At 73.1% G+C, this 22,844-nt stretch carries 17 protein-coding genes; 3 read left to right on the forward strand and 14 right to left on the reverse strand.

Annotation, left to right across the window (positions count from 1 at the left end):
* The first annotated feature begins 69 nt into the window (after positions 1-69).
* Positions 70-1,521 (forward strand): MDR family MFS transporter, encoded by a 1,452-nt coding sequence (locus tag ABD999_RS20760; protein ID WP_271276391.1) that lies wholly within the window; start codon positions 70-72, stop codon positions 1,519-1,521.
* Between the two features lie 30 nt (positions 1,522-1,551).
* Here the strand turns inward: ABD999_RS20760 and ABD999_RS20765 are convergent, their stop codons facing one another.
* Positions 1,552-2,382: a carbohydrate deacetylase gene (locus ABD999_RS20765; RefSeq protein WP_345482844.1), complete on the reverse strand. Its 831-nt coding sequence runs from the start codon at positions 2,380-2,382 to the stop codon at positions 1,552-1,554.
* Positions 2,379-3,959 carry an MFS transporter gene (locus ABD999_RS20770; protein ID WP_271276392.1) on the reverse strand — a complete coding sequence of 527 codons (1,581 nt, stop codon included), beginning with the start codon at positions 3,957-3,959 and terminating at the stop codon, positions 2,379-2,381. The genes ABD999_RS20765 and ABD999_RS20770 overlap by 4 nt, the downstream gene beginning before the upstream one ends.
* A gap of 271 nt (positions 3,960-4,230) precedes the next feature.
* On the opposite strand from ABD999_RS20770, the gene ABD999_RS20775 reads away from it, so the two are divergent.
* Positions 4,231-5,424 carry an MFS transporter gene (locus ABD999_RS20775; protein WP_271276393.1) on the forward strand — a complete coding sequence of 398 codons (1,194 nt, stop codon included), beginning with the start codon at positions 4,231-4,233 and terminating at the stop codon, positions 5,422-5,424.
* Here ABD999_RS20775 and ABD999_RS20780 read toward each other — a convergent pair.
* The 3 genes from ABD999_RS20780 to ABD999_RS20790 form a co-directional block, all read right to left on the reverse strand.
* Positions 5,412-7,637 carry a rhamnogalacturonan lyase family protein gene (locus ABD999_RS20780; RefSeq protein WP_271276394.1) on the reverse strand — a complete coding sequence of 742 codons (2,226 nt, stop codon included), beginning with the start codon at positions 7,635-7,637 and terminating at the stop codon, positions 5,412-5,414. The genes ABD999_RS20775 and ABD999_RS20780 overlap by 13 nt on opposite strands.
* Positions 7,638-7,809: 172 nt before the next feature.
* The gene (locus ABD999_RS20785) at positions 7,810-8,853 is read right to left on the reverse strand and encodes a LacI family DNA-binding transcriptional regulator (RefSeq protein WP_148033105.1); all 1,044 of its coding nucleotides are present in this window, start codon (positions 8,851-8,853) and stop codon (positions 7,810-7,812) included.
* Positions 8,854-8,877: 24 nt separating this feature from the next.
* A complete protein-coding gene (locus tag ABD999_RS20790; protein ID WP_271276395.1) occupies positions 8,878-10,173 on the reverse strand; it encodes an aspartate aminotransferase family protein in 1,296 nt (431 codons plus the stop codon).
* Between the two features lie 177 nt (positions 10,174-10,350).
* Here ABD999_RS20790 and ABD999_RS20795 point away from each other — a divergent pair, with 177 nt between their 5' ends.
* Positions 10,351-12,051: a DUF4132 domain-containing protein gene (locus tag ABD999_RS20795; RefSeq protein ID WP_271276396.1), complete on the forward strand. Its 1,701-nt coding sequence runs from the start codon at positions 10,351-10,353 to the stop codon at positions 12,049-12,051.
* 7 nt (positions 12,052-12,058) lie between these two features.
* Here the strand turns inward: ABD999_RS20795 and ABD999_RS20800 are convergent, their stop codons facing one another.
* The 9 genes from ABD999_RS20800 to ABD999_RS20840 all read right to left on the reverse strand — a co-directional run bounded on the left by ABD999_RS20800 (position 12,059) and on the right by ABD999_RS20840 (position 22,836).
* Positions 12,059-13,675 carry a dipeptide ABC transporter ATP-binding protein gene (locus ABD999_RS20800; protein ID WP_271276397.1) on the reverse strand — a complete coding sequence of 539 codons (1,617 nt, stop codon included), beginning with the start codon at positions 13,673-13,675 and terminating at the stop codon, positions 12,059-12,061.
* On the reverse strand, positions 13,672-14,481 hold the full coding sequence (locus tag ABD999_RS20805) for an ABC transporter permease (RefSeq protein ID WP_271276398.1): 810 nt from the start codon (positions 14,479-14,481) through the stop codon (positions 13,672-13,674). Before ABD999_RS20805 ends, ABD999_RS20800 begins: the two co-directional genes overlap by 4 nt.
* 366 nt (positions 14,482-14,847) lie before the next feature.
* Complete coding sequence (locus ABD999_RS20810) at positions 14,848-15,753, reverse strand: ABC transporter permease (RefSeq protein WP_219546280.1); 906 nt, start codon at positions 15,751-15,753, stop codon at positions 14,848-14,850.
* A complete protein-coding gene (locus ABD999_RS20815; protein ID WP_271276399.1) occupies positions 15,750-17,345 on the reverse strand; it encodes an ABC transporter substrate-binding protein in 1,596 nt (531 codons plus the stop codon). Before ABD999_RS20815 ends, ABD999_RS20810 begins: the two co-directional genes overlap by 4 nt.
* Positions 17,342-18,433 (reverse strand): LLM class flavin-dependent oxidoreductase, encoded by a 1,092-nt coding sequence (locus ABD999_RS20820; protein ID WP_271276400.1) that lies wholly within the window; start codon positions 18,431-18,433, stop codon positions 17,342-17,344. Before ABD999_RS20820 ends, ABD999_RS20815 begins: the two co-directional genes overlap by 4 nt.
* A complete protein-coding gene (locus ABD999_RS20825; RefSeq protein WP_271276401.1) occupies positions 18,430-19,464 on the reverse strand; it encodes an LLM class flavin-dependent oxidoreductase in 1,035 nt (344 codons plus the stop codon). The genes ABD999_RS20820 and ABD999_RS20825 overlap by 4 nt, the downstream gene beginning before the upstream one ends.
* The gene (locus ABD999_RS20830; protein WP_271276402.1) at positions 19,461-20,612 is read right to left on the reverse strand and encodes an LLM class flavin-dependent oxidoreductase; all 1,152 of its coding nucleotides are present in this window, start codon (positions 20,610-20,612) and stop codon (positions 19,461-19,463) included. Before ABD999_RS20830 ends, ABD999_RS20825 begins: the two co-directional genes overlap by 4 nt.
* Complete coding sequence (locus ABD999_RS20835) at positions 20,609-21,928, reverse strand: NtaA/DmoA family FMN-dependent monooxygenase (protein WP_271276403.1); 1,320 nt, start codon at positions 21,926-21,928, stop codon at positions 20,609-20,611. The genes ABD999_RS20830 and ABD999_RS20835 overlap by 4 nt, the downstream gene beginning before the upstream one ends.
* Positions 21,925-22,836 carry a glutathione S-transferase C-terminal domain-containing protein gene (locus ABD999_RS20840; protein WP_271276404.1) on the reverse strand — a complete coding sequence of 304 codons (912 nt, stop codon included), beginning with the start codon at positions 22,834-22,836 and terminating at the stop codon, positions 21,925-21,927. Before ABD999_RS20840 ends, ABD999_RS20835 begins: the two co-directional genes overlap by 4 nt.
* Between the last annotated feature and the right edge of the window lie 8 nt (positions 22,837-22,844).

Consider the following 22,844-nt stretch of genomic DNA (forward strand, 5'->3'; position numbering starts at 1 on the left):
TCCAGTGAGTCACAGTGCCGGGATGCCGGCCATGACCATGTCTCGCCCCACGATCCCGATCGAGGTACCGTGTCCAGCCGACTGCTCGACCCACCTGCCAAGCCCGTGGCCACCACCCCGGGCCGCACACCGGCCGTGATCCGGTTGCTGGTGCTCGCCACGTTCGTGGTCATCCTCAACGAGACGATCATGATCAACGCGATCCCCCAGCTGATGGCCGCGCTGCACATCACCGAGCAGACCGCGCAGTGGCTCTCGACCGCCTTCATGCTGACCATGGCGGCGGTGATCCCGATCACCGGCTGGTTCCTGCAGCGCGTCACCACCCGCGCCGCCTATTCGACCGCGATGGGCCTGTTCCTGGCCGGCACGGCGCTGGCCGTCGTCGCTCCGTCGTTCGAGGTGCTGCTGGCCGCCCGCATCGTCCAGGCGTCCGGCACGGCCGTGATGATGCCCCTGCTGATGACCACGCTGATGCGGGTGGTGCCCCAGGAGGACCGGGGCCGGGTGATGGGCAACGTCACCCTGGCCATGTCGGTCGCGCCCGCGATGGGCCCGACGGTCTCGGGGGTGATCCTCCAGTTCGGGTCCTGGCGTCTGCTGTTCGCCGTGGTGCTGCCCATCGCCGCCCTGATCGCGTGGGGCGGCCTGAAGCGGCTGGAGAACGTCGGCACTCCCCAGATCGGCAGCGTCGACTGGTTCAGCGTGGCAGCCGCCGCCACCGGCTTCGGCGGCCTGGTCTACGGGCTCAGCCGGTTCGAGGGCGGTGACGTCCGGGTGGCCGCCGCCATCGTGGCGGCCGGGCTGGCGACCATCGCCGTCTTCGTCTTCCGCCAGCTGTCGCTGCAGAAGCGCGGCGTGCCGCTGCTCGACCTGCGCACCCTGCGCCACCGCACCTACACGATCGCGCTGATCATGATGGCGGTGTCCTTCATGGCCATGCTCGGCTCGATGATCCTGCTGCCGCTCTACCTGCAGAGCGTCCGCGGGCTCAGCGCCCTGGAGACCGGGCTGCTGGTGATGCCGGGCGGCCTCGCCATGGGCCTGCTCGGCCCGGCCGTCGGCCGCCTGTTCGACAAGTACGGCGGCCGGGTGCTGGTCATCCCCGGCGCGATCGGCATCATGCTCACGCTCACCGGCTTCACCCAGGTCTCGATGACCATGCCCTACTGGCAGATCCTCGGCCTGCACACGCTGCTGTCGGTCTGCCTGGCCGCGACGTTCACCCCGGTGTTCACCCTCGGGCTCGGCGCGGTCCCGCCGCGGCTCTACTCCCACGGCAGCTCGATCCTGAGCACGCTGCAGCAGGTCGCCGCGGCCTTCGGCACCGCGCTCGTGATCACCGTGATGAGCACGCGCTCCGAAGCGCTGGCGGCGGCGGGGGTCACCGAGGTGCTCGCCGACCTCGGCGGCATGCGGCTGGCCTTCGTGATCGGCGCGGCGCTGTCCGTGGTCGTGGTCGTCACCGCCCTGCTCCTCCCGGCCCGCGCCGCCTCCTCCGGCGAGGTGGAAGCCGCGTAGGGCTCGATCATCCGTACGGGGAAGCCCGCGTCAGGGCCACCAGCCCGCGACGACTTCGACGTCCTCCCGCCGGAGTGCGTCGTGCCAGACCGGGTCGCGCAGCAGCCGGGCCTCCCAGGAGCGCACGACGCCGTCCGGTCCCTCGACCGCGTCCTCGCGTGACGGGTGCAGGAACAACTCGCTCGTGCCCTCGGGGAGGGCGGCGAGCCGGCGGAGGTAGTCGTCCCGGAGTCGCTCGTACGCGCCGAGTTCGGACGCGGTGCTCCGGTTGGTCGCGATCGTCTCGGGGATGGCCACGCCGAGCGCGTCGGCGTGCGCGACGGCGCGCTCGTGGAGGGCCGCGAGCGGCGGCGGGAGCGGCCCGCCGAAGTACGGCGCCGGGTCGCGGGGCAGCCTGAAGGCGAGGCCGTGGCGCGCGCACCACTCCAGCGCCTCGGCGAGCCACGACCTGCCGTGCAGGCCGTAGAGGGTGCCGGCGTGGGAGTCGGCGGCCACGGGGGTGAAACCCCGCTCCCGCATCCACCGCAGCTGCGCGTCCGCCTCCCCGATGACGTCCCCGGCCTCCCCGCGAGCGCCCAGTGCCATCGGATCCACACTGAGCGTCCCGTCCGGCTCGACCAGGCTGGCCGCGCCGTCGAGCGGCCGCCACCGGGGGACGCCGCGCTCGCTCGTGAGCGTGACGTGCACCCTAGGCAGTACGCCGAGCTCGCGCACCTGTCCGGCCGCCTCCTCCGCGACCGGCGAGACGCAGATGAGCGTCGTCGCGCTGACATGCCCCTCGGCGAGCAGCGACACGATCACCTCGGTCGTCCCGCTCTCCCGCCCGAGGTCATCAGCCGTGATCACGACCCGGCGACTCACCGCGGCCCCTCCACAGCCTCGTCCCCAACCCCAGAGGACGGCTCGGCCACCGAACCGGAGGACGGCCCCTCCCCAGAATCGGATGGCGGCCCAATCACCGCACCTGAAGGCGGCTCCGCCGCCGAACCAGGTGACGCCCCGGCCACAGAACCCGGTGGCTCGGCCACCGCACCGAGCGGCGGCTCCGTCGCCGAACCGTGGGGTGGGTCCGCCGTTGGGGTGGGGGATGCGGGGCCAGAGGGTGGTTCGGAGGCTTCGGGGGGTGTTTCGAGGGGGACCGAGACGAAGCGGGCCGCGACCGCGCCGATCGTGGTCAGGATGAACGGGTAGACGCACAGGTACACGCGGAACGCGAGGCCGGGGTCGGCGCCGGGGTCGTCGCCGGAGTTGTAGCCGAAGAAGACGCCGAGCGAGGTGAGCGAGAGCCCGGTCACGATCCCGTTGAGCCGGCCGAAGAAGCCGAACGCCGACAGGAAGAGCCCTTCGCGGTGTTCACCGTTGCGCGCCGCGTCGGCGTCCAGCACCCGCGCCACGATGAGGTCGTTCGTCGCGAGCATCCCCGACCACCCGGCCCCGACCAGCACCCCCGCGGCGATCGCGGTGACCAGGTCGGTGGCGAGGAACAGGGCGGCGAAGCTGGCCGCGAGGACCGCGAAGGCGACCCGCCAGGCCCACAGGGCGCCGCGGCGCGCGACGACGCGCGTCCACACCACGAGGCCGCCGGCCGAGACGAGGATGACGATGCCCTGCAGGTAGAGCGCGTTGCCGACCGGGAGCCCCAGCGAGTAGCGGACGTACAGCTGGATGCCCGAGAGCACGAGCGCCATGGCGATCCCGTAGCAGGCGCCGGTGAGCCCGACCGTCCAGAACATCCGGTTGCGCACGATCGACCACACGCTGCGCAGCAGCGGCGGCCGTTCGCGGGTGGAGTAGCGGGGGTTCTCGCGGGCGCCGAGCGCCATGAACACGATCACGACGAGCGCGATCACGCCGTAGATGATCGCGGTGGTCTGGAAGCCCTGGGTGGTCTCCTCGGTGCCGAACACCTGCGTGGTGAGCAACGGGGTGACCGCGAGCGAGATGACCAGCGCCACGAGCTGGAAGCCCTGGCGCAGCCCGTTGGCGACGGCGCGGTCACGCTCGCGCGGGTAGAGCTCGGGGAGCAGCGCTCCGTAGTTGGCGTTGAGCATCGAGTCGAAGGCCTCGCAGAGGATCGCGAACACCGCGAACCAGAGCAGGAGGCCGATGCCGTCCAGCGAGGCCGGTGCGGAGAAGAAGCCGATCATGCAGGCCGCGAGCATCGGCGCGCCGACGAGCAGCCACGGCCGGCGCCGGCCGAACCGGCTCCGGGTGCGGTCGGAGAGGTGGCCGAGCACGGGGTTGTCGATCGCGTCGATGATCGCGTAGATCACCATGACCACGCCGTAGGCGCGCACGTCGAGCCCGAGGATGTCGACGTAGAAGAGGATCATCGATCCCTTGATCATGTTGATCGGGATCGATGTGCCGAACATCCCGATGGCGTAGCGCCACGCGGGCGTCCGCGCCGGAGCGGGGGCCGTACCGGGCCGGGACAAGCGATCACCTTCCCTGCTGGTGCGACGCCCCACCGGATGCAACGCTCGATGGCTGCTCACACGTGTTCGACAACTCGCATAAGAAGATGCAGACAAGTGCCGTACGGCGTCAATAGCTGGGATCTTGTCGCGTACATCCGGCCCGGCACGACAAGATCGGATCGGGGCAGAATGTGCATCAACGTCCCCATTAACATGCATCTGTACGCTCGGTGGGCGCGGAAGCCCCAGACCTGCCGGACTGTCCGCACCCCCACGGAGATCTCCCCGCATGGACTTCGCCACGCGCCGGCGCCGGCACGCCCTGTTCCTGTTCTTCTTCCTCCCCGGGATCGCGCTGTCGTCATGGGTGACCCGCACCCCCGACCTCCGCGACCGGCTGGAGGCGTCCACCGCCCAGATGGGCCTGGTGCTGTTCGGCCTGTCGCTCGGCTCGATGATCGGGATCCTGTGCTCCGGCCGCTTCGTCTCCCGTTACGGGACCCGGCCGGTCATCGGCGCGGGCACCGGGCTGATCGTCGCGAGCACGGCGGTCATCGCGGCGGGCGCCCTGACGTCGTCCGCGCTCCTGGTCACGGCGGGCCTGTTCGCGTTCGGCGCGGGCATGGGAGCGGGCGAGGTCGCCATCAACGTCGACGGCGCCGACGTCGAACGCATCAGCGGCACGACGACGATGCCCACCATGCACGGCTGCTTCAGCCTGGGCACCGTCATCGGCGCCTGCGCGGGCATCGCGGCCACGGCCGCTCGCCTCCCGGTCCACTGGCACCTGGCCGCGGTCACCCTCATCACCGCCGCGATCCTCTGGTACGCCATCCGCGCCATCCCCGCGGGCACCGGGAGGAGCCTGCCGGACGAGACCCGCACCGGCCGGTCGAAGCCGCAGGTCTGGAAGGACGGCAGGCTTCTCCTGATCGGCGCGATCGTGCTGGCGATGGCCCTGGCCGAGGGTGCCGCCAACGACTGGCTGCCGCTGCTCATGGTGGACGGGCACGGCTTCAGCGCCGCGTCCGGCTCCCTGGTCTACACCGGGTTCGCCGCCGCCATGACCGTCGGCCGCTTCTGCGGCGCCTTCTTCCTGGACCGCTACGGGCGCGCCGCCGTCATGCGCGCCAGCGCCGTCTTCGGGGCGCTGGGCCTCCTCGTGGTGATCTTCTCGGACCACGCCGTCCTGGCGGGGACGGCGGTGCTGCTCTGGGGCCTCGGCGCGTCGCTGGGCTTCCCCGTCGCGCTGTCGGCCGCGGGAGAGTCGGGACCGGATGAGACCGCGCGCGTCAGCCTGGTGGCCACGATCGGCTACATCGCCTTCCTCGTGGGCCCGCCCGCGCTCGGCTTCCTCGGCGACCACTGGGGTCTGCGCGCGGCCATGCTGGTGGTGCTCGCCTTCGTCGTCTCCGCCATCTTCCTGGCGCCCGCCGTCGGCGCCCGCTCTCCCGCGGCCTCCGCCGGCGATCAGCGCAGGTAGACGTCGGGCTGGGGTGGGGTGCCCATGCCGTCGCCTATGAAGAAGCTCGGGTGCGGCGGCTGGTTGTAGGCGGTGTTCTGCCAGGCCAGGGCCACCCGGTACTGCGGGTCGTGCAGCAGGGTGTGGATCTTGGTGGTGGTCGCGTGGGGCGTGGAGTAGATCCGCAGGGCGCGGTCGTCGGTGGTGGGCCAGATGACCTCTTCACGCCAGTCGCCCAGGATGTCGCCCGACAGTGACGGGGTCGCCTTGGTGCCGTTGTTGCTGTGCACCCCGGAGGCGGTCAGCAGGCGGGTCTCGCCGCCGGTGCCGTACTTGTCGATCCGGGTCTGGTCCAGCAGCTCGCGCACCGGGTCGCCGTCCCACCATGACAGGAAGTTGGCCGAGGACGGCTGGCGGCCGACCACCGTGCCGGAGGTGTTGCGCAGCCCGTTCTGTCCCGCGCCCGCGGCCCAGGACTCGGCGCCTGAGCTGCCGGCGTAGACGTCTCCGGCCACGCCGCGGCCCGGTCCCTCCCCGTCGGACCCGGAGCCGGTGCCGGTCTGCCACAGCACCTGGCCGTTGCGGGCGTCGACCATGTACAGGCCCGGCCGACTCGCCGACTCGGAGATCTTCACGTACTCCTGGCCCGCCCTGGCGGGGTTGAGGTCGCCCAGGTGGGCGGCGTCGCCGTGGCCCCATCCGACGTTCCAGAGGCCGCGGCCGTTGTCGTCGATGGCGGCCGCGCCGTACACGATCTCGTCGCGTCCGTCGCCGTCCACGTCGCCGATGGTCAGCGCGTGGTTGCCCTGGCCGGCGTACGAGCCGTTGCCGGAGGCGTTGGAGTCGAACGTCCAGCGCTTGACGAGCGCGCCGGCGCGGAAATCCCAGGCGGCGATCACGCTGCGGGTGTAGTAGCCGCGGGCCATGATCAGGCTGGGCCGCCGGCCGTCCAGGTAGGCGGTGCCGGCCAGGAACCGGTCCACCCGGTTGCCGTAGTTGTCGCCCCAGGAGGAGACGGTGCCGCGGGGCGGGTCGTAGTTCACCGTGGACATGGCGGCGCCGGTCTGGCCGTTGAACATGGTCAGATACTCGGGGCCGGACAGGATGTAGCCGCTGGAGTTGCGGTGGTCGGCGCTCGCGACGCCGATGACGGTGCCGCGGCCGTCCACGGTGCCGTCTGCGGTCTTCATCGCGACCTCGGCCCTGCCGTCGCCGTCGTAGTCGTAGACCTGGAACTGCGTGTAGTGCGCGCCGGCGCGGATGTTGCGGCCCAGGTTGATCCGCCACAGGCGGGTGCCGTCCAGCTTGATGCCGTCGATGTAGACGGGGTCGGTCACGCCGGACTGGGAGTTGTCCTTGGAGTTGTTCGCCTCCCACTTCAGCACCAGGTCCAGGCGGCCGTCGCCGTCCAGGTCGCCCACGCTGGCGTCGTTGGCGTGGTGGCCGCCGCTGGGCGGCGAGATGGGCACGTCGAGATAGCCGCTCGCGAACCGGAGCGCGGGCTCCGAGGCCGGGCCCTCGGTCCCGCCGGTGACCGGGCGCACCGTGTAGGAGGCGTCGCTCGCCGCGCCGGAGTCCAGGTAGTTGGTGGAGTTCGTGACGGTCGCGACGCGCGTGCCGCCCCGGTAGACGTTGAAGGACGTCGCGCGCGCCTCGTTGCCCAGCAGCCGCCAGGAGACCAGGTTGCCGCTGCCGGAGCGGACGCTGATCAGGCCGCGGTCGAGGTCCTCGGCCTGCTTGTTCCCCTCGGGCACAGGCGTCTGCGTGACGGTCGGGGTCACCGTGGGGGTCACGGTGGGGGTCGGCTCGCCGGGGTCGCCGGTGCAGGTGACGCCGTTGAGCGCGAACGAGGCGGGAGCGGGGTTGCTGGAGCCGTTCCAGGAGGCGTTGAAGCCGAACGTCGCGCTGCCGCCCTGCGGGATCGCGGCGTTGTGGCCGGCGTCCACGGCCCTGACGGCGGAGCCGTTCTGCGTGGCGGTGGCGTTCCACGCCTGGCTGACCTGCTGCCCGGCGGTGAACGACCAGTCGAGGCGCCAGCCGTCGACCGCCTCGCCCACGTTCCGGATGGTCACGTTGGCGGTGAACCCGCCGGGCCACTGGGCGGCCACGGCGTAGTCGACCTCGCACGCCACCGCCGCGGCGTGCGAGGGGAGGGCGACGGCACCCGCGACCACCAGGCAGACCGTGCTGCCGAGCGCCGCGACGAGGTGCGTGGGACGGGATAAACGTTTCATTGAGCGTCCAATCAGAAGGGAGGTTTCGATGGACCGCTGAGCGCCTACACCGTAGAAATCCCCTGCTCAGAGTTCAATCGTGGCCGGGCTCTCCTGACGGGCCGGGTTGTTACCTTTCAGGTCAGAGCGGCGGGCCGGGCGCGGAAGCATGAAACTTTCGGGATCGGCGCGCTCAGCGGCGGGGCGCCGCCGTCGACTCGCGGACGACCAGCCGCGGCCGGTAGACGAGCTTCTGGTGCCGGTGACCCGGCCGGGCCTCGTCCAGGAGCAGCTCCGCCGCGACCCGGCCCAGCTCGCGCTTCGGCTGCCACACCGTGGTCAGCGGCGGGGCGAGCTGCGCGGCGAACGCCACGTCGTCGTACCCGACCACGGACATCTCCTGCGGCACCGCGATCCCCCGTTCGCGCAGGCCGCCGATCACCCCGAGGGCCGCCGCGTCGTTGAGGCAGAGGATCGCGGTGGGCGGGTCGGCGGCGCTCAGCACGTCCTCCAGCGCCGCCGCTGCGGTCACCGTGATGTCGGGCGACGGCACCCGGACGTCCAGCACGCCCCTGCCCGGGTCCAGGCCGGCCCGCTCGAACGCCCTGCGCACCCCGGCGTGGCGCTCGGCGGTCTGCTGCACCTCGATCGACGCGCCCAGCAGGGCGATCCGCCGGTGCCCCAGCTCGATCAGGTGGGTGGCGACCTGCTCGCCGCCCCACTGGTTGTCGATCGACACCGAGCACAGCCGGCCGTCGGACCTGTGGTCCAGCAGCACCACCGGGACGCCGCGCCCGGCCAGGGTGACCAGCGGGTCCAGGTCGGTCTCGACCGGCGTGATGAGCACCCCGCGCACGCCCTGCTTCTCCAGCTCCTGGAGGTAGTGCTGCTCCCGCCCCGGCTGCAGGTCGGTGCTGCAGGTCATGAGCATGCAGCCGTCCTGGAGCAGCCTGTCCTCGACGCCTCGGCACACCTCGGTGAAGAACGGGCCGGCGATGTCGAGGGTCACCGCGCCGACCAGCGGGCTGGGCGCGCCCCGTAACCGCCTGGCGGCGTCGTTCGGCAGGTAGCCGACGCGCTCCATGGCCGCGTGCACGCGCCGGCGCGTCTCCTCGGCCACGAGCTCGGGGTTGTTCAGCACGTTGCTCACGGTCGTCGGGGAGACGCCCGCCTCTTTCGCGACCTGCCGCATGCCGGCGCGGCGCGGCGCGGAAGCGGCCGAAGCGTCCCGGATCACCGCAGCACCATATCCGGGGTCATCTCACCCGGCCACGGCCTTGAGCGACGCTTCGAGGATGTCGACGCCGGTGTGCAGCTCGTCGTCGGTGATCGTGAGCGGCGGGGCGATGCGGAAGATGCCTCCCATGCCGGGCAGCTGGACGATGTTCATGTGCAGGCCCCGTTCGAGGCAGGCCGAGGTGACGGCGTTGCCCAGCGCGTCGGCGGGCGCCTTGCTCCGCTTGTCCTCCACCAGCTCGATGCCCTGGAGCAGGCCACGGCCGCGGACGTCGCCGACGACCTCGTACCTGTCGCGGAGATCGAGCAGCCGGTCGGCGAGCCGGTCGCCGAGCCGTGCGGCGCGCTCGACGAGGGCGTCACGCTCGATGACGTCCAGCACCGTCAGCGCGACGGAGGCGGCCAGCGGGTCGGAGACGTGCGTGGTGTAGAAGAGGAAGCCCCGGTCGTGGCAGACCTGCTCGATCTCGGCGGTGGTGACGACGGCCGCCACGGGCAGCCCGGCTCCGAGGGTCTTCGACAGCGTCAGGATGTCGGGGGCGACCCCGTCGCGCTCGAACGCGTACATGGCGCCGGTGCGGCCGAGGCCGGTCTGCGCCTCGTCGAGGATCAGCAGCATGCCGCGCTCGTCGCACAGCTCCCTGAGGCGGCGCAGGTAGCCGGGCGGCAGGTCGATGATCCCGCCCGACGACAGGATGGGCTCGACGAGACAGGCGGCGAGGCTCCCAGCCGACTGCTGGTCGACCAAGGCGAAGCCGTAGGCGAGCTCCGCCTCCCAGTCGTGCGACCCGTCGGAGGACCGGAACGGCGACCGGTAGGCGTTCGGCGCGGGCAGCGCGAGGTTGCCCGGCGTCGGCGGGCCGTAGCCGCGCCGCCCGGCCGAGAAGGTCGCCGAGGCCGCGCCCTGGGTCATGCCGTGCCACGAGCGGTCGAAGGAGACGATCTCGTAGCGGCCGGTGGCGAGCTTGGCCATCTTGATCGCGGCCTCGTTCGCCTCCGCCCCCGTGGTGAGCAGCAGCATCTTGCCCAGCGCCGGAGGCAGGGTCGCGGTGAGCCTGGCGGCGAGGTCCACGACCGGGGCGCTGAGCATGCCGCTGTAGAGGTGGCCGAGCGACGCGACCGCGGACGAGACGGTGGCCACGATGTCGGGGTGCGCGTGGCCGAGGATGGCGCTCATCTGCCCCGAGGTGAAGTCGAGGATCGGCCTGCCCTGGCGGTCGAAGACATGCGCGCCGGAGGCCCGTTCGATGACCCGCGGGGTGAAAGTGCCTCCGTAGCGGACCAGGAGGCGGTCCGCCTCCTCCCAGAACGTCGTGTCCATCGCCAGTCCTCTCCGGCCGCGCCGAGACGCCGCGTGCCTCGCCCGTGGCCATCTTCGATCAACGGCGGGAGCCGTCACAAGCCCGCGCGCAGCCGCCCGCCCGCGGCGGTCTCATTCTGTCGCCCGCTGCTGCTAGATCTTGCACCGCCGAACCCGCCTCCGACAGGGACGATCCGCATGCACCTCTCCCCCCTCGCGCAGCGCCTTCTCAACCTGCTCACCGGCACCGCGAACGACCCCACCCACTGGCCGGACGCCTCCCGGCTGAGCGTCGGGTTCGTCGGGCTGGGCGGCTCGCCGATCCCGGACGGCGACGGCATCCCGTTGTCGGTCCGGTACGCGCTCGGCGAGCCTACCCGGCAGGTGCTGGTCGCGCCGGCCCGCGAGCTGGTCGGGCGCCTCCTGGAGGACGGGCGGCGGTCGGACGACCCCGTCATGGTCGTGGTGGCGGCGGGGCTGGCCGGCATGGACGCCGAGGTGCGCGCCCGGTTCGCCGGGGAGCGCGGGCCGATCGCGGTCGCGGAGCTGGACGTGCTGCTCGGCTGGGACGTGGAGCGGCGGTCGCTGTTCTGGGAGGCGGTGCGGCCGGACGTGCCGCCGCCGCCCGGCCTGGCCGCCTGGCTCGGCGGCCTGCCCGGCTACCCGGAGTTCGCCCGGACGGCTCTGGAGACGGCCGCGGCTCGCGTCGCGGCGATCCAGGCCGACGAGATCCCGTACGAGGCGGAGAAGGCGTTCGGCAGCGGGGAGAAGGCGGCCATCGGCCGGGCCGTGCGGCTGGCCCTCATGCGGGACGAGCCCTGGCTGCCCGGGTTGCTCGACACGCTGGTGCGCGGGGTCGCGGTGGCGCCCACCGGGGCCGGGACGCTGCCTTCCCAGGCGGTGCTCTTCGAGATCGCCCGCGCGGCCGAGGAGCACCCGACCCCCGAGGTGGTCTCCGCGCTCCGCGCCGCGGGCCGGGCCACCCGGCACGCCGGGGTGCCCAGGCAGCTCGCCCGCATGCTCAAGCGCGTCGAGCCCGCCCTGGCCGACCGGCTGGAGGTGGCGTTCCGGCTGCCCGACGGGCCGGTGCGGCAGACCGTCGGCGAGCACACGGCGGTGATCTCGGCCGACGACGAGGTCGAGCTGTCATGGTGGCACGGCGACCGGAAGCTGAAGACGGTTCCCGTGGCGGTCACGCGGGAGCACCCCGAGGAGGTCGGGCGGCTGCGCGAGCTGGTCAAGCGGACCCGGCAGCAGCGGGCCACCCTGGTCAGGGCGCTGGAAGCCGGGTGCGCCGGCACGTCGGCTCCGCCGTACCGGCTGCTGGAGGGGCATCCGATCACGGACCGGCTCATCTGGGAGTTCGAGGTCTCGCCCGGCGTGTGGCGCGCCGAGCTGGGGCTGACCGTGCCGGACGTGCCGGTGCGGCTGTGGCATCCGGCCCGCGCGCGGGCCGAGGAGGTGCGCGCCTGGCGGGAGGTGGTACGGGGCGAGGAGCTGCGCCAGCCGTTCAAGCAGGCCTTCCGCGAGGTCTACCTGCTCACGCCGGCGGAGGAGGCGAGCGGCGTCTCCTCCCACCGGTTCGCCGAGCAGGTGGTGCGCTACCGCAGGCTCCGCGCGCTGTTCGAGGAGCGGGGCTGGACGTCCGCCTTCCTGGGGGCGTGGGACGGCGCCGAGCTCGACGGCGACGCCCGGCGTGTGATGGCGGGCGGACGGTGGCGGGCGAGGCTGAGCCACCACCTGTACGACGAGGACCACGCGATCACGGGAGAGGTCGGCTTCGACCGTCTCGTGGAGGGCGGGTGGCGCGCCGCGCCGCTGACGGACGTGCCGGCGCCGGTGTTCAGCGAGGCCATGCGCGACGTCGACCTGTTCGTGGCCGCCTCCTCCGGCCGATGACCCGCCGTCACCCGGCGGCTCCATGCTTGATCGACGCGGCTCGGTCGGGGGACGGCGCCGGCCGGGGCACGGAGGCCACCAAGGCGCGCGTGTAGGGATCGCGCGGCCGCGCGAACACCTCCGTGACGTCGCCCTCCTCCACGACCCGGCCGTCCTTCATGACCAGCACGCGATCGGCCACGTGATGGACCACACCCAGGTCGTGGGAGATGAACACCATCGCGGTGCCGTACTCGGCCTGGATGTCGGCGAGCAGGTCGAGCACCTGCGCCTGGATCGAGACGTCGAGCGCCGAGACCGGCTCGTCGCAGACCAGCACGTCGGGGCGGGGGCCGAGGGCGCGGGCGATGGCGACGCGCTGGCGCTGGCCGCCGGACAGCTCCCTGGGGTGGCGGGCGGCCGTCCCGGGCGGCAGGCCGACGCGGGCCAGCAGGTCGAGGACGCGCTCGCGGCGTCCGGCCCGGGGCAGGCGGAGCGGCTCGGCGATCAGGCGGCCGACGGTGTGGCGCGGGTCGAAGGAGTCGAGCGGGTTCTGGGAGACGAGCTGGATGCGGGGGCGCAGCGGGCGGCGGGCGCGTTCGGGCCGGCGGCTCCACGGCTGCCCGTGCAGGGTGACCTGGCCGGCGCCGGGTTCGAGCAGGCCGAGTACGAGCCGGGCGAGCGTGGTCTTGCCCGACCCGGACTCCCCCACGACGCCGAGCGTCTCGCCGGCGTGCAGGGTGAAGAAGACGTCGTGGACGACGCGGCGGGAGCCGTACGAGCGGGCGAGCCCGGTCCCGGCGAGGACCCGGGCGGACAGGTCAGGAGTGGCACGGGCGCGCGGGGCGCCGGTGGTGAGGCGGGTGCCGCGGGAGGCCACGGACGGGACGGCGGCCAGCAGCGCCCGGGTGTAGTCGTGGGCGGGCGCGGACAGCACGTCGCGGGCGGGGCCTTCCTCCACGATCCGGCCGTCCTTCATGACCAGGATGCGGTCGGCGATCGAGGCGACCACGGCCAGATCGTGGCTGATCAGCAGCAGCGCGGTCCCGGCGGCCCGGCGCTCGGCGAGCAGCCGCAGGATCTGGGCCTGGACGGTGACGTCGAGCGCCGTGGTCGGCTCGTCGGCGATGATCAGCGGCGGGTCGGCGGCGATGGCGGAGGCGATCAGGGCCCGCTGCCGCAGCCCGCCGGAGAGCTGGTGGGGATACTGGCCGGCGCGGGTCGCGGGCTCGGGCACGCCCACCGCGTCCAGCAGTTCCAGCACCCGGTCCGCGCGGCGGGCCCGGGGCACGACGTCGTGGACGGCGAGCACCTCGGCGATCTCGGCGCCCACCGTGCGCAGCGGGTCCAGCGAGACCAGCGCGTCCTGCAGGACGAGTCCGGCGAACCCGCCGCGCAGCCGCCGCCAGTCGGCCGGGGTGAAGGCGAGGGCGTCCCTGCCGGACACCCGGAACGCCCCGGCCCGGACCTCCGAGCCGGGTCCGGCGAGGCCGAGCAGGGTGCGGGCGGTGACGCTCTTGCCGGAGCCGGACTCGCCGACGATCGCCACGCACTCCCCGGGCGCCACCGACAGCGAGATGCCGCGCACGACCTCGGCGCCGCCGAAGCTCACCCGCAGGTCCTCCACGGTCACCAGCGAGGTCATGGTGTCCTCCCCTCGAAACGGCGTTGCAGGCGGCGTCCGACGACGGTCAGGCAGACGACGGTGAGCGTGATCGCGAGGCCCGGGAAGAACGCCTCCCACCAGGCGACCCGCAGGTAGTTGCGGGCCTCGGAGAGCATCGCGCCCCACTCGGCGGCGGGCGGCTGCGGCCCCATGCCGAGGAAGCTGAGCCCGGAACCGGCGATCACGGCCTGTCCGAGTCCGATGGTGGCCAGGACGGGGATCGGGCCGAGCACGTTCGGCAGCACGTGCCCCGCGGTGATCGCCAGGCGGGAGCGGCCGAAGGTGACGGCCTGCTCGACGTAGCCGGAGCGGCGGACGACGAAGGTCTGGGCGCGGACCACGCGGGCGTAGCTGGGGATCTGGGCGACGGCGATCGCGAAGATCACGTTCATCGTCCCCGGGCCGGTGATCGCCACGATGAGCAGGGCGAGCAGCAGTTCGGGCAGGGTGGACAGCACGTCGAACGAGCGGGCCAGCGCCTCGTCCAGCCACTTCGGCGACAGCCCGGCGGCCAGGCCGAGCAGCACGCCGGAGGTGACGGCCAGGAAGGTGGCGGCCACGCCGATGCTGATGGAGTGGCGGGCCCCGTACACGACCCTGGCCAGCACGTCGCGGCCGAGGTGGTCGCTGCCGAACCAGTGGGCGCCGCCGGGCGGGGCGAGCGCGTCCATCGGGTCGGCGGCCAGGGGGTCGGCGGCCGTCAGCAGACCGGGCGCGGCGACAGCGAGGGCCAGCAGCGCGAGAAGAGCACCCGGTACGAGCCACCCCAGGACGTTCCCGCGCACAGCAGGACGGAAGAGACGGCGCAGCCCCACAGACCCGAACCGCCCACCACGCCCCCGGCCCTCACGCGAGGACCGGCCGACGCGGCGCGAATCCTCGGGAGCGGGTTCGACGGCGCGGCGCGAATCTTCGGAAGCGAGCCGGTGGGAGGGCTCGACAGCGCCGCCCGGAACTTCGGGAACGGGCCGGTGGGAGGGCTCGACAGCGCCGCCCGGAACTTCGGGAACGGGCCGGTGGGAGGGCTCGACAGCGCCGCCCGGAACTTCGGGAACGGGCCGGTGGGAGGACTCGACGGCCCGGCGCGGGTCGTCGGGAGAGAGGGCGTCGGCGGGGCGGGCGGTGCCGCGGGAGGTCGGGGACATCGGCGGTCAGCCCCTGATCCGCGGGTCGATGACGCGGTAGGCCAGGTCGAGCAGCGTGCTGACCGTGACGTACACGACGGCCGACAGCAGCACGACGGCCATCACGACGGGCATGTCCTGACCGGTCACGGCCTGCATGGCGACCTGGCCGAGCCCGGGCCGGCCGAACAACACCTCGGTGATCACCGCGCCGCCCAGCAGCGCGCCGGTGAACCAGCCGGCCAGCGTCACGGCCGGGATGAGCGCGTGCCGCAGGGCGTGCCGGGCGACCAGGGCGCGTTCGGTGAGCCCGCGCGCCCTGGCCGTCACCGCGAACGGCTGTTCCAGCGCCCGCTCCAGCCCGCCCCGGAGCACCTGGCCGAGCACGCCCGCGACGGGCAGGCCGAGCGCCAGCGCGGGCAGCACCAGCGCCGCCGGCCCGTCCGCCCCGGACACGGGGAACCAGCCGAGGGAGAACGAGAAGACCGACAGCAGCACGATCCCGATGAGGAACGGCGGCACGGACACCGACACCAGCTCGGCGGCCGAGGCGACGGCCCGCGGCCACCGCCCCCTGCCCGCCGTGCCGATCGCGATGAGGCCGGCCAGCACCACGCCGGTGGCCGCCGCGGCGAGCGTGAGCTGCGCGGTCGGCCCGATCTGGCCGGCCAGGATCTCGCCGACGCCGCGCTGCTGCTGGTACGAGCGGCCGAGGTCGCCGTGCAGCAGGCGCCACAGGTAGGACAGGTACTGCACGATCTCGGGCCGGTCGAGCCCCCATTCCGCGACGATCCCGGCCCGGATCTCCGGGGTGTCGGGGCCGTCGCCGACCAGGATGTCGACGGTGTCTCCGGGGGCGAGCAGCAGCGCGGCGTACGAGGCGGTGGCGGCGGCCCAGAGCACCGCCAGCCCGGCGCCCAGCCGTCTGATCATGTGCCGATCCGCACGTCGTACGCGCTCGCCGGGGTGCCGGAGGCGGGATCGAAGCCGAGCCCCTGGACGTTCTTGCTCGCGGCGATCTGGTCGGCGGGCACGTAGAGCGGGAACACGACAGCGTGGTCCGCCACGACCGCCCGCTGCGCCCTGGCGTAGAGCTCCTTGCGTTCGGCCTGGCCGGAGCTTGCGGAGGCGGCGGCGAGCCACTTGTCCAGGTCGGGGTCGGCGAAGCGGGTGCGGTTGATGGCGGCACCTTCCGGCAGGATGAGGTTGAGCGCGGCGCCCGCGTCGGAGTCGCCGCGGGAGTTGCCGAACACCTCGTAGGCGTCGTCGTCCATGGCCTGCTGCGCGCTGCCCTGGTCAAGGATCTTGACCTGGAAGTCGATGCCGGCGTTCTGCTTGACCTGGGCCTGGATGGCCTGGGCGAGGATGTCGCGGCGGTCCCGGACGAACGGCGCCGAGGCGACCTCGCGCACGGTGAGCCGCTCGCCGTCCTTGACCCGGAACCCCTCGGCGTCGCGTTCCTTCCACCCTGCGGCGTCGAGCAGGGCGTTGGCCCTGGCCACGTCGCCGCCGTAGGTGTTCTCCAGGGACGGGTCGTAGAAGGGGCTCTCGCTGCCGACGATGCTCCACGCCCTGGTGGCGGTGCCCTGGTAGACGGACCTCAGCACCGCGTCCAGGTCCACGGCCTCGCGGAACGCCTCCCGTACGCGCCGGTCGTCGAAGGGGGCGTGGGAGGTGTTGAAGTAGTAGGAGTAGGCGGTGCCGGAGTTGAGCGCCGTCCGCAGGGTCAGCTCCGGGTCCTTCTCGATGAGGGCGACCTCGGTCGCGGGGACGCCCTCGATGACCTGCACCTGGCCCGAGGTGAGCGCGCCGACGCGGACAGCGGCCTCGGGCAGGAACCGGTAGGTGATCTCGGAAAGGTGGGCGGGGCCCTGGTGGGCCGCTCCGGCGGGGGGCCAGGCGTAGGCGGGGTTGCGCCGGTAGTGGATCTCCTGGCCCTGGACGTACCGTTCGAGGATGAACGGCCCGGTGCCGACCAGGTCCGGCCCGCCGAACTTGAGGTCCTCGGCGCCCTTCAGCGACTTCGGCGAGACCTGCCCCGCGAGGGGTGAGGCGAGGAAGTCGAGGAAGAGCGCGTCCGGCTCCTTGAGGGTGATCCTGAGCCGGTGCGGCGACACGACCTCGGCCTCGTCGAAGGACCTGAGCTGGATCGCGGCCACCGACGGGTTGTAGCCGGGCACGAGGAACTGGTCGAGGTTGGCCTTGACGGCGGCGGCGTCGAACGCCGTGCCGTCGTGGAAGGTGACGTCGTCGCGCAGGTCGAGGGTGTAGGTCAGCCCGTCGTCCGACACCATCCACGCCGTGGCGAGCCAGGGCCCGAAGGAGCCGTTAGCGGCCTTCGACAGCAGCGCGTCGAACTGGTTGAACACCAGCAGCCTGGCCTTGTTCTGGGCCCACAGCTGCGGGTTCAGGGTGATCGGCTGCGTCTCGACGGCCCAGGTCAGCGAGGTGGTCCGCGCGGTCTGGACGGGTTGCGCGCCGCACGCGGCGAGGGTCAGCAGCAGGGCGGGGAGGATGCGCTTCACGAGCGGTTCCAGGCTTCGGCGAGCAGCTCGTACGAGCGCGCGCGGTCTTCGTGGTCGTGGGTGATGGTCGTGATGAGCAGTTCGTCGGCCCCGGTCACCCGCCGGAGCACGCGCAGCCCTTCGGCCACCTCGGCGGGCGGGCCGACGAACCGGGTGTCGAGGCGGTCCTTGACGAGGTCGCGGTCGGCGTCGGTCCAGACGTGCGCGTCGGCCTCCGCCGCCGTGGGGTACGGGATCGCGCCGGCGCCCGTCCGGATGCTGCGGACCCACAGGTCGTACCCCTTGGCCAGCTCGCGGGCCCGCGCCCGGCTCTCCGCGACGACCGCGTCCGCCGAGACGATCACGTACGGCTCGCCCAGCGCCTCCGACGGCTTGAACGCCTTCCGGTAGGCCTCGACGGCCTCCAGCACGCTGGACGGGCTGACGTGGTAGTTCGCCGCGAAGGGCAGCCCGCGTTCCCCGGCGACCTGGGCGCTCTGCCCGCCGCTGCTGCCGAGGATCCACACCCGCAGGTCCGCGCCCTCGCCGGGCACGGCGCGGGCCTCGTGCGTGCCGTCGAGCAGGGCGAGCACGTCGTCGATCTGGTCGGCGAAGTCGGGCGTCCGCGCGCCCGGCTGCTGGAGGGCCGCGATCTGGCGGGCGAGCCTGGGCTGCCTGGCGAGCGCCGACCAGTCGAAGGGCGGCGGGATCAGCAGCCCGTCCACGACCCGTGCCGCCTGCTTCTCGGCGACCGGGTCCGTGGCGAGTTCGGCGCGGCGCTGCCCGGAGCGCCCGATCCCCAGGTCGATCCGGCCCGGGTGGAGCGCGTCGACGATCCCGAACTGCTCGACCACCGACAGCGGCGTCTGGTGACCGAGCTGCACGGCGCCCGATCCGACCCGGATCGTGGAGGTGGCCGCGGCCACGAGGGCGATCAGGACGGCCGGCGCCGAACTGGCGACGCCGGGCGCGAAGTGGTGCTCGGCCAGCCAGTAGCGGCGGTAGCCGTACTCCTCGGCCCGGCGGGCGAGGTCGAGGGTGTTGCGCAGGGCGTCGCCCGCCGTGCCTCCCGACACGATCGGGGCGAGGTCGAGGATGGACAGCGTCACGTGGCACCTCCGGGGAACGGCCTGCTGGGGATCTCCGCCCGCAGCACGGGCGCGATCTCGGCCTGGAACAGCTCCAGCGCGTCCCGGTGCTGACCGGGCGTGAGCCCGTCGGCGTCGGCGTGCAGGTGCATGACCTCGTGGCCGAACCGCTTGTGGTAGCGCAGCACCTTGTCGACGATCTGCTGGGGGCTGCCGACCAGGATCGAGCCGCGCTCGATGGCGTCCTCCAGGGTCGGGAAGACCACCGGCAGGCCGAGCTTGCGCTGGAACGCCACCCGGGCGTCGTAGACGGGCCGGTAGGCGGCGACGGCCTCCTGCGAGGACCGGGCCGCGTAGTAGCCCGCCGTCCCCGCGCCGACCAGCGCGCCGGCCGGGTCGTGCCCGTAGTGCTCCCAGCGTTCCCGGTAGTGGTCGATCAGCTCGGCGTAGGGGCCGATGGGGTGGGTGACGTTGGCGGAGAACAGCGGGTCGCCGTGGCGGGCGGCCAGATCCACCGACTCCTGGCTGGTGGCGCTGCCGTGCCAGACGCGGATCGGCCGCTGCAGCGGCCGCGGCCAGGTCTCCGCCTCGGTCAGCGGCGGCCGGAACCGGCCTTCCCAGGTGACCTTGTCCTCCCGCCAGAGGCGGCGGAAGAGCTCGTACGACTCCCGGTTGCGTTCCCACTGGTCCTCGGCCGTGACGTGGAACAGCTGGGCCTGCGCCGCGCCGTTGCCCTTGCCGATGATCAGCTCCAGCCGGCCTTCCGACAGGTGGTCGAGCGTCGCGTAGTCCTCGTACGCGCGGACCGGGTCCAGCAGGCTCAGCGTGGTGACGGCGGTGAACAGCCGGATCCGGGTCGTCCTGGCGGCGATGTGGCTGAGCACCACCGGCGGCGAGGAGGAGAGGAAGGGGCGCTCGTGCCGCTCCCCCACGCCGAAGCCGTCGAAGCCGAGCTCCTCGGCCAGCACCGCGTTCTCGACGACCTCGCGGAAGCGCTCGGTGGGCGATCGGTCATCGTTATGGACGATCAACGTGATAGCCAGAAATTTCATGACACCTCCGCGTAGCGGCTGGCCGGGCGCGGCAGGCCGAGCAGCCCGCGCAGCGTGGTGGCCTCGTAGGCGCGCCGGAACACCCCGTGCCCGCGCAGCTCGGCCGTCAGCCCGCGGGTGATCCGCTCCAGGTCGTACGGCAGCACGCCGGGCCGCAGCCGGAACCCCTGGACCCCGGCCCGCCGCCACTCCAGCAGCACGTCGGCCAGCTCGCGCACGGTCCCGGTGAAGATCGCGGCGTCGGAGGCGAGCTCGGCCCCGTCCAGCTCGTCGAGCCGCGCCTTGCGCCGCGCCGCGTCCTCGCCGAGGAAGACGACCAGGTCGGCGAAGATCTTGATGTCGCCCGACAGGGCCCGGACCTCCTCGACGACGGCGCGGGCCTGCTCGTCGGAGTGCGGCGTGACGTACACGACGTCGGCGCTGCCCGCCGCGAACTCGTACGGCAGCCGCGCGTGGGCGAGCGCGGTCACCACCGGCTGCCCCTGCGGCGGCCGGGGCGTGATCGACGGCCCCTTGACCGAGAAGAACCGCCCGGCGAAGTCCGCGTAGTGCAGCTTGTCCCGGTCGATGAACCTGCCTGTGGCCACGTCGCGGATCTCGGCGTCGTCCTCCCAGCTGTCCCAGAGCCGCCGCGCGACCTCGACCGCGTCGGCGGCCTCGGCGAACAGGTCGCGCACGTGCGGGTCGGCGGCGAGGTCGCGGGCCCCCGGGTCGAGCGGCGGGAACCGCCTGCGGCCGAAGTGCCGCGCCTCCGAGGCGCGCGCGGAGATCTGTGCGCGCCAGCCGGCCCGCCCGCCGCTGATGTGGTCGAGCGTGGCGATGCCGACGGCCACGTGGAACGGTTCGGTGTGCGTGGTGGTGGCCGTCGGCACCAGCCCGATCCGGCTGGTGAGCGGCGCGAGGCGGGCCGCGAGCAGCACCGCGTCGAACCTCCCCCGGACCTGGTCGGTGCGTTCGTCGGGGCCGTCGGGCAGGGTCGACTGCGGGCCCAGGGCGTCCTCGATGGTGACGAAGTCGAGCAGCCCGCGCTCGGCCTCGGTCACGAGGGCCGCCCAGTGGCGGGCCGAGAAGACGTCCGCGGACGTCTCGCGCCAGGCGGCGGGGTGCCAGCCCGCGCCGTCCAGCGCCACGGCCAGGTGTAACGTCATGTCAGCTCCAGGTGGTCGCGGAGGGTGGCCCCGGTGTAGTCGGTACGGAAGACGCCGCGCTCCCGCAGCAGCGGCACCACGCGGTCGACGAACTCGTCCAGGCCTCCGGGTGTGAGGTGCGGGACGAGGATGAACCCGTCCGCGGCGTCGGCCTGCACGTGCTCGTCGATCTGCCGTGCCACGCTCCCGGGGGTGCCGACGAACGTCTGCCGCCCGGTCACCTCGATGACCAGCTCCCGGATCGACAGGCCCTTCTCCCCTGCCAGCGCCCGCCACTTGGCGGCGACGGCGGCGCGGTCCTTGATCGGCACCCGGCCCTGGGAGACGCCCTCCGCCGGGTCCGGCTCGATGTCGGGCAGCGGGCCTTCGGGGTCGTACGCCGACATGTCGCGGCCCCACACCTGTTCCAGGAACGCGATCGCGGTCCGCGGCCCGACCTGCTGCCGGCGGATGGCGGCGGCGTTCTCGGCGGCCTCCTCGTCCGTGTCGCCGAGCGCGAACGTCACGCCCGGCATGATCTTGAGCTGGTGCGGCTCACGGCCGTACCTGGCCAGGCGGCGCTTGACGTCGGCGTAGAAGCGCCTGCCGTCCTCCAGCCTGCCGTGCGGGGTGAAGATCACGTCGGCGTGGGCGGCGGCGAACTCGCGTCCCTCGTCCGAGTCCCCCGCCTGGATGACGACGGGGTGTCCCTGCGGGCTGCGGGGCAGCGTGAACCGGCCCTCGACGGAGAAGTGCGCGCCCCGGTGCCCGACGTCGCCGATGGCTCCCGGGCGGACGAACGTGCCCGTCTCCCGGTCGGCGGCGACCGCGTCCGGCCGCCAGGAGTCCCACAGCTCCCGTGACAGCCGCACGAACTCCGCCGCCCGCTCGTACCGGTCGGCCCGGTCGAGGTAGCCGCCGCGGCGGAAGTTCTCGCCGGTGAACGCGTCGGAGGTGGTCACCACGTTCCAGGCGGCCCGGCCGTCGCTCAGGTGGTCGAGCGTGGACAGACGCCGGGCCAGCTCGTACGGCTCGTTGAAGGTGGTGTTGACGGTCCCGGCCAGGCCGAGCCGGTCGGTGACCGCGGCCAGGGCGCTGAGCACGGTGAGCGACTCCGGCCGGCCGACCACGTCGAGGTCGTGCACGCGGCCCTTGAGCTCGCGCAGCCGCAGCCCTTCGGCCAGGAAGAGGAAGTCGAGCTTGCCGCGCTCGGCCGTCCTGGCGAGGTGGACGAACGAGGCGAAGTCGATCTGGCTGCCGGAGCGGGGGTCGGTCCAGACCGTGGTGTTGTTCACGCCGGGGAAGTGGGCCGCCAGGTGCACCCGCTTGCGGGTCATCGGTCCCGCCCGTGCGGCGCGTCCCAGCTCTGGGGCAGGCCCTCGGTCGTCTCGCGGAAGGCCGGCAGCCGGTAGAGGTCGCGGGCGTACGGCCACAGATGCTCGAAGCCGGACAGCCCCCGCTCGCTGATCAGGTGGCCGGGGTTGTGCTCGGCGTCGAACCTGGCCAGCGTCACCCAGAGCCGCACGTCGGCCTCGGTGATCGTGTCGCCGGCCAGGAACCGCTGCCCGGCCAGGCGCTCGTCCAGCCGCTCCAGCGCCGAGACGACCACCCGCCGCTCCCGCTCGCGGTCGTCCTCGGTGGCCGCGCGGGCCACCCGCGAGACGCCCGTGTTGACGTCGTGGTAGATCCAGGCGTTCAGCTTGTTGATCTCCGGGCGGAGCGCGTCCGGGTAGAGGTCGATCGGCGTGCCGGCCCACTGCTCGAACTGGGTGGCCAGGTCGATCGTGATGTCGGGGAAGTGGTTGCTGACGATCGTGCCGGTGTGCCGGTCCCAGAGCACGGGGACCGAGACGTGGCCGCCGTAGCCCTTCTCGGTGGCGTCGTACGCCTCCTCCAGCAGGGTGAAGCCGTTGACCGGGTCGGCGCCGCGGCGCTCCCTGAACGCCCAGCCGCGGCCGTCGCGCTCGTCGTCCACGTACGACAGCGAGATCACCTCCTCCAGGCCCTTGAGCTTGCGGACGATCGCGGCGCGGTGGGCGTACGGGCAGACCCAGGAGACGTAGAGGTGGTAGCGGCCGGGCTCGGCGCGGTGGCCGCTGGAGCCGTCGGCGGTGATCCGGCCCTGGAACGGGTAGACGGGGCGGTTCCAGTCGGGCGACAGGTGCAGGCGGCCCGGCCCGTAGTGGCCGTACGCGACGAGGTCGACGGGGCTCGCGTAGGCGCCCGTCCGGGTGGGTGTGGACACGGGATCTC

The sequence above is a fragment of the Nonomuraea ferruginea genome (genome assembly GCF_039540635.1).
Taxonomy (GTDB): Bacteria; Actinomycetota; Actinomycetes; order Streptosporangiales; family Streptosporangiaceae; genus Nonomuraea; species Nonomuraea ferruginea.

Coding starts and splice junctions, on each gene's coding strand:
- ABD999_RS20775 (WP_271276393.1), top strand. CDS start 4,231: ATGGACTTCGCCACGCGCCGGCGCCGGCACGCCCTGTTCCTGTTCTTC.
- ABD999_RS20780 (WP_271276394.1), bottom strand. CDS start 7,637: ATGAAACGTTTATCCCGTCCCACGCACCTCGTCGCGGCGCTCGGCAGC.
- ABD999_RS20790 (WP_271276395.1), bottom strand. CDS start 10,173: ATGGACACGACGTTCTGGGAGGAGGCGGACCGCCTCCTGGTCCGCTAC.
- ABD999_RS20795 (WP_271276396.1), top strand. CDS start 10,351: ATGCACCTCTCCCCCCTCGCGCAGCGCCTTCTCAACCTGCTCACCGGC.
- ABD999_RS20800 (WP_271276397.1), bottom strand. CDS start 13,675: ATGACCTCGCTGGTGACCGTGGAGGACCTGCGGGTGAGCTTCGGCGGC.
- ABD999_RS20810 (WP_219546280.1), bottom strand. CDS start 15,753: ATGATCAGACGGCTGGGCGCCGGGCTGGCGGTGCTCTGGGCCGCCGCC.
- ABD999_RS20825 (WP_271276401.1), bottom strand. CDS start 19,464: ATGAAATTTCTGGCTATCACGTTGATCGTCCATAACGATGACCGATCG.
- ABD999_RS20830 (WP_271276402.1), bottom strand. CDS start 20,612: ATGACGTTACACCTGGCCGTGGCGCTGGACGGCGCGGGCTGGCACCCC.
- ABD999_RS20835 (WP_271276403.1), bottom strand. CDS start 21,928: ATGACCCGCAAGCGGGTGCACCTGGCGGCCCACTTCCCCGGCGTGAAC.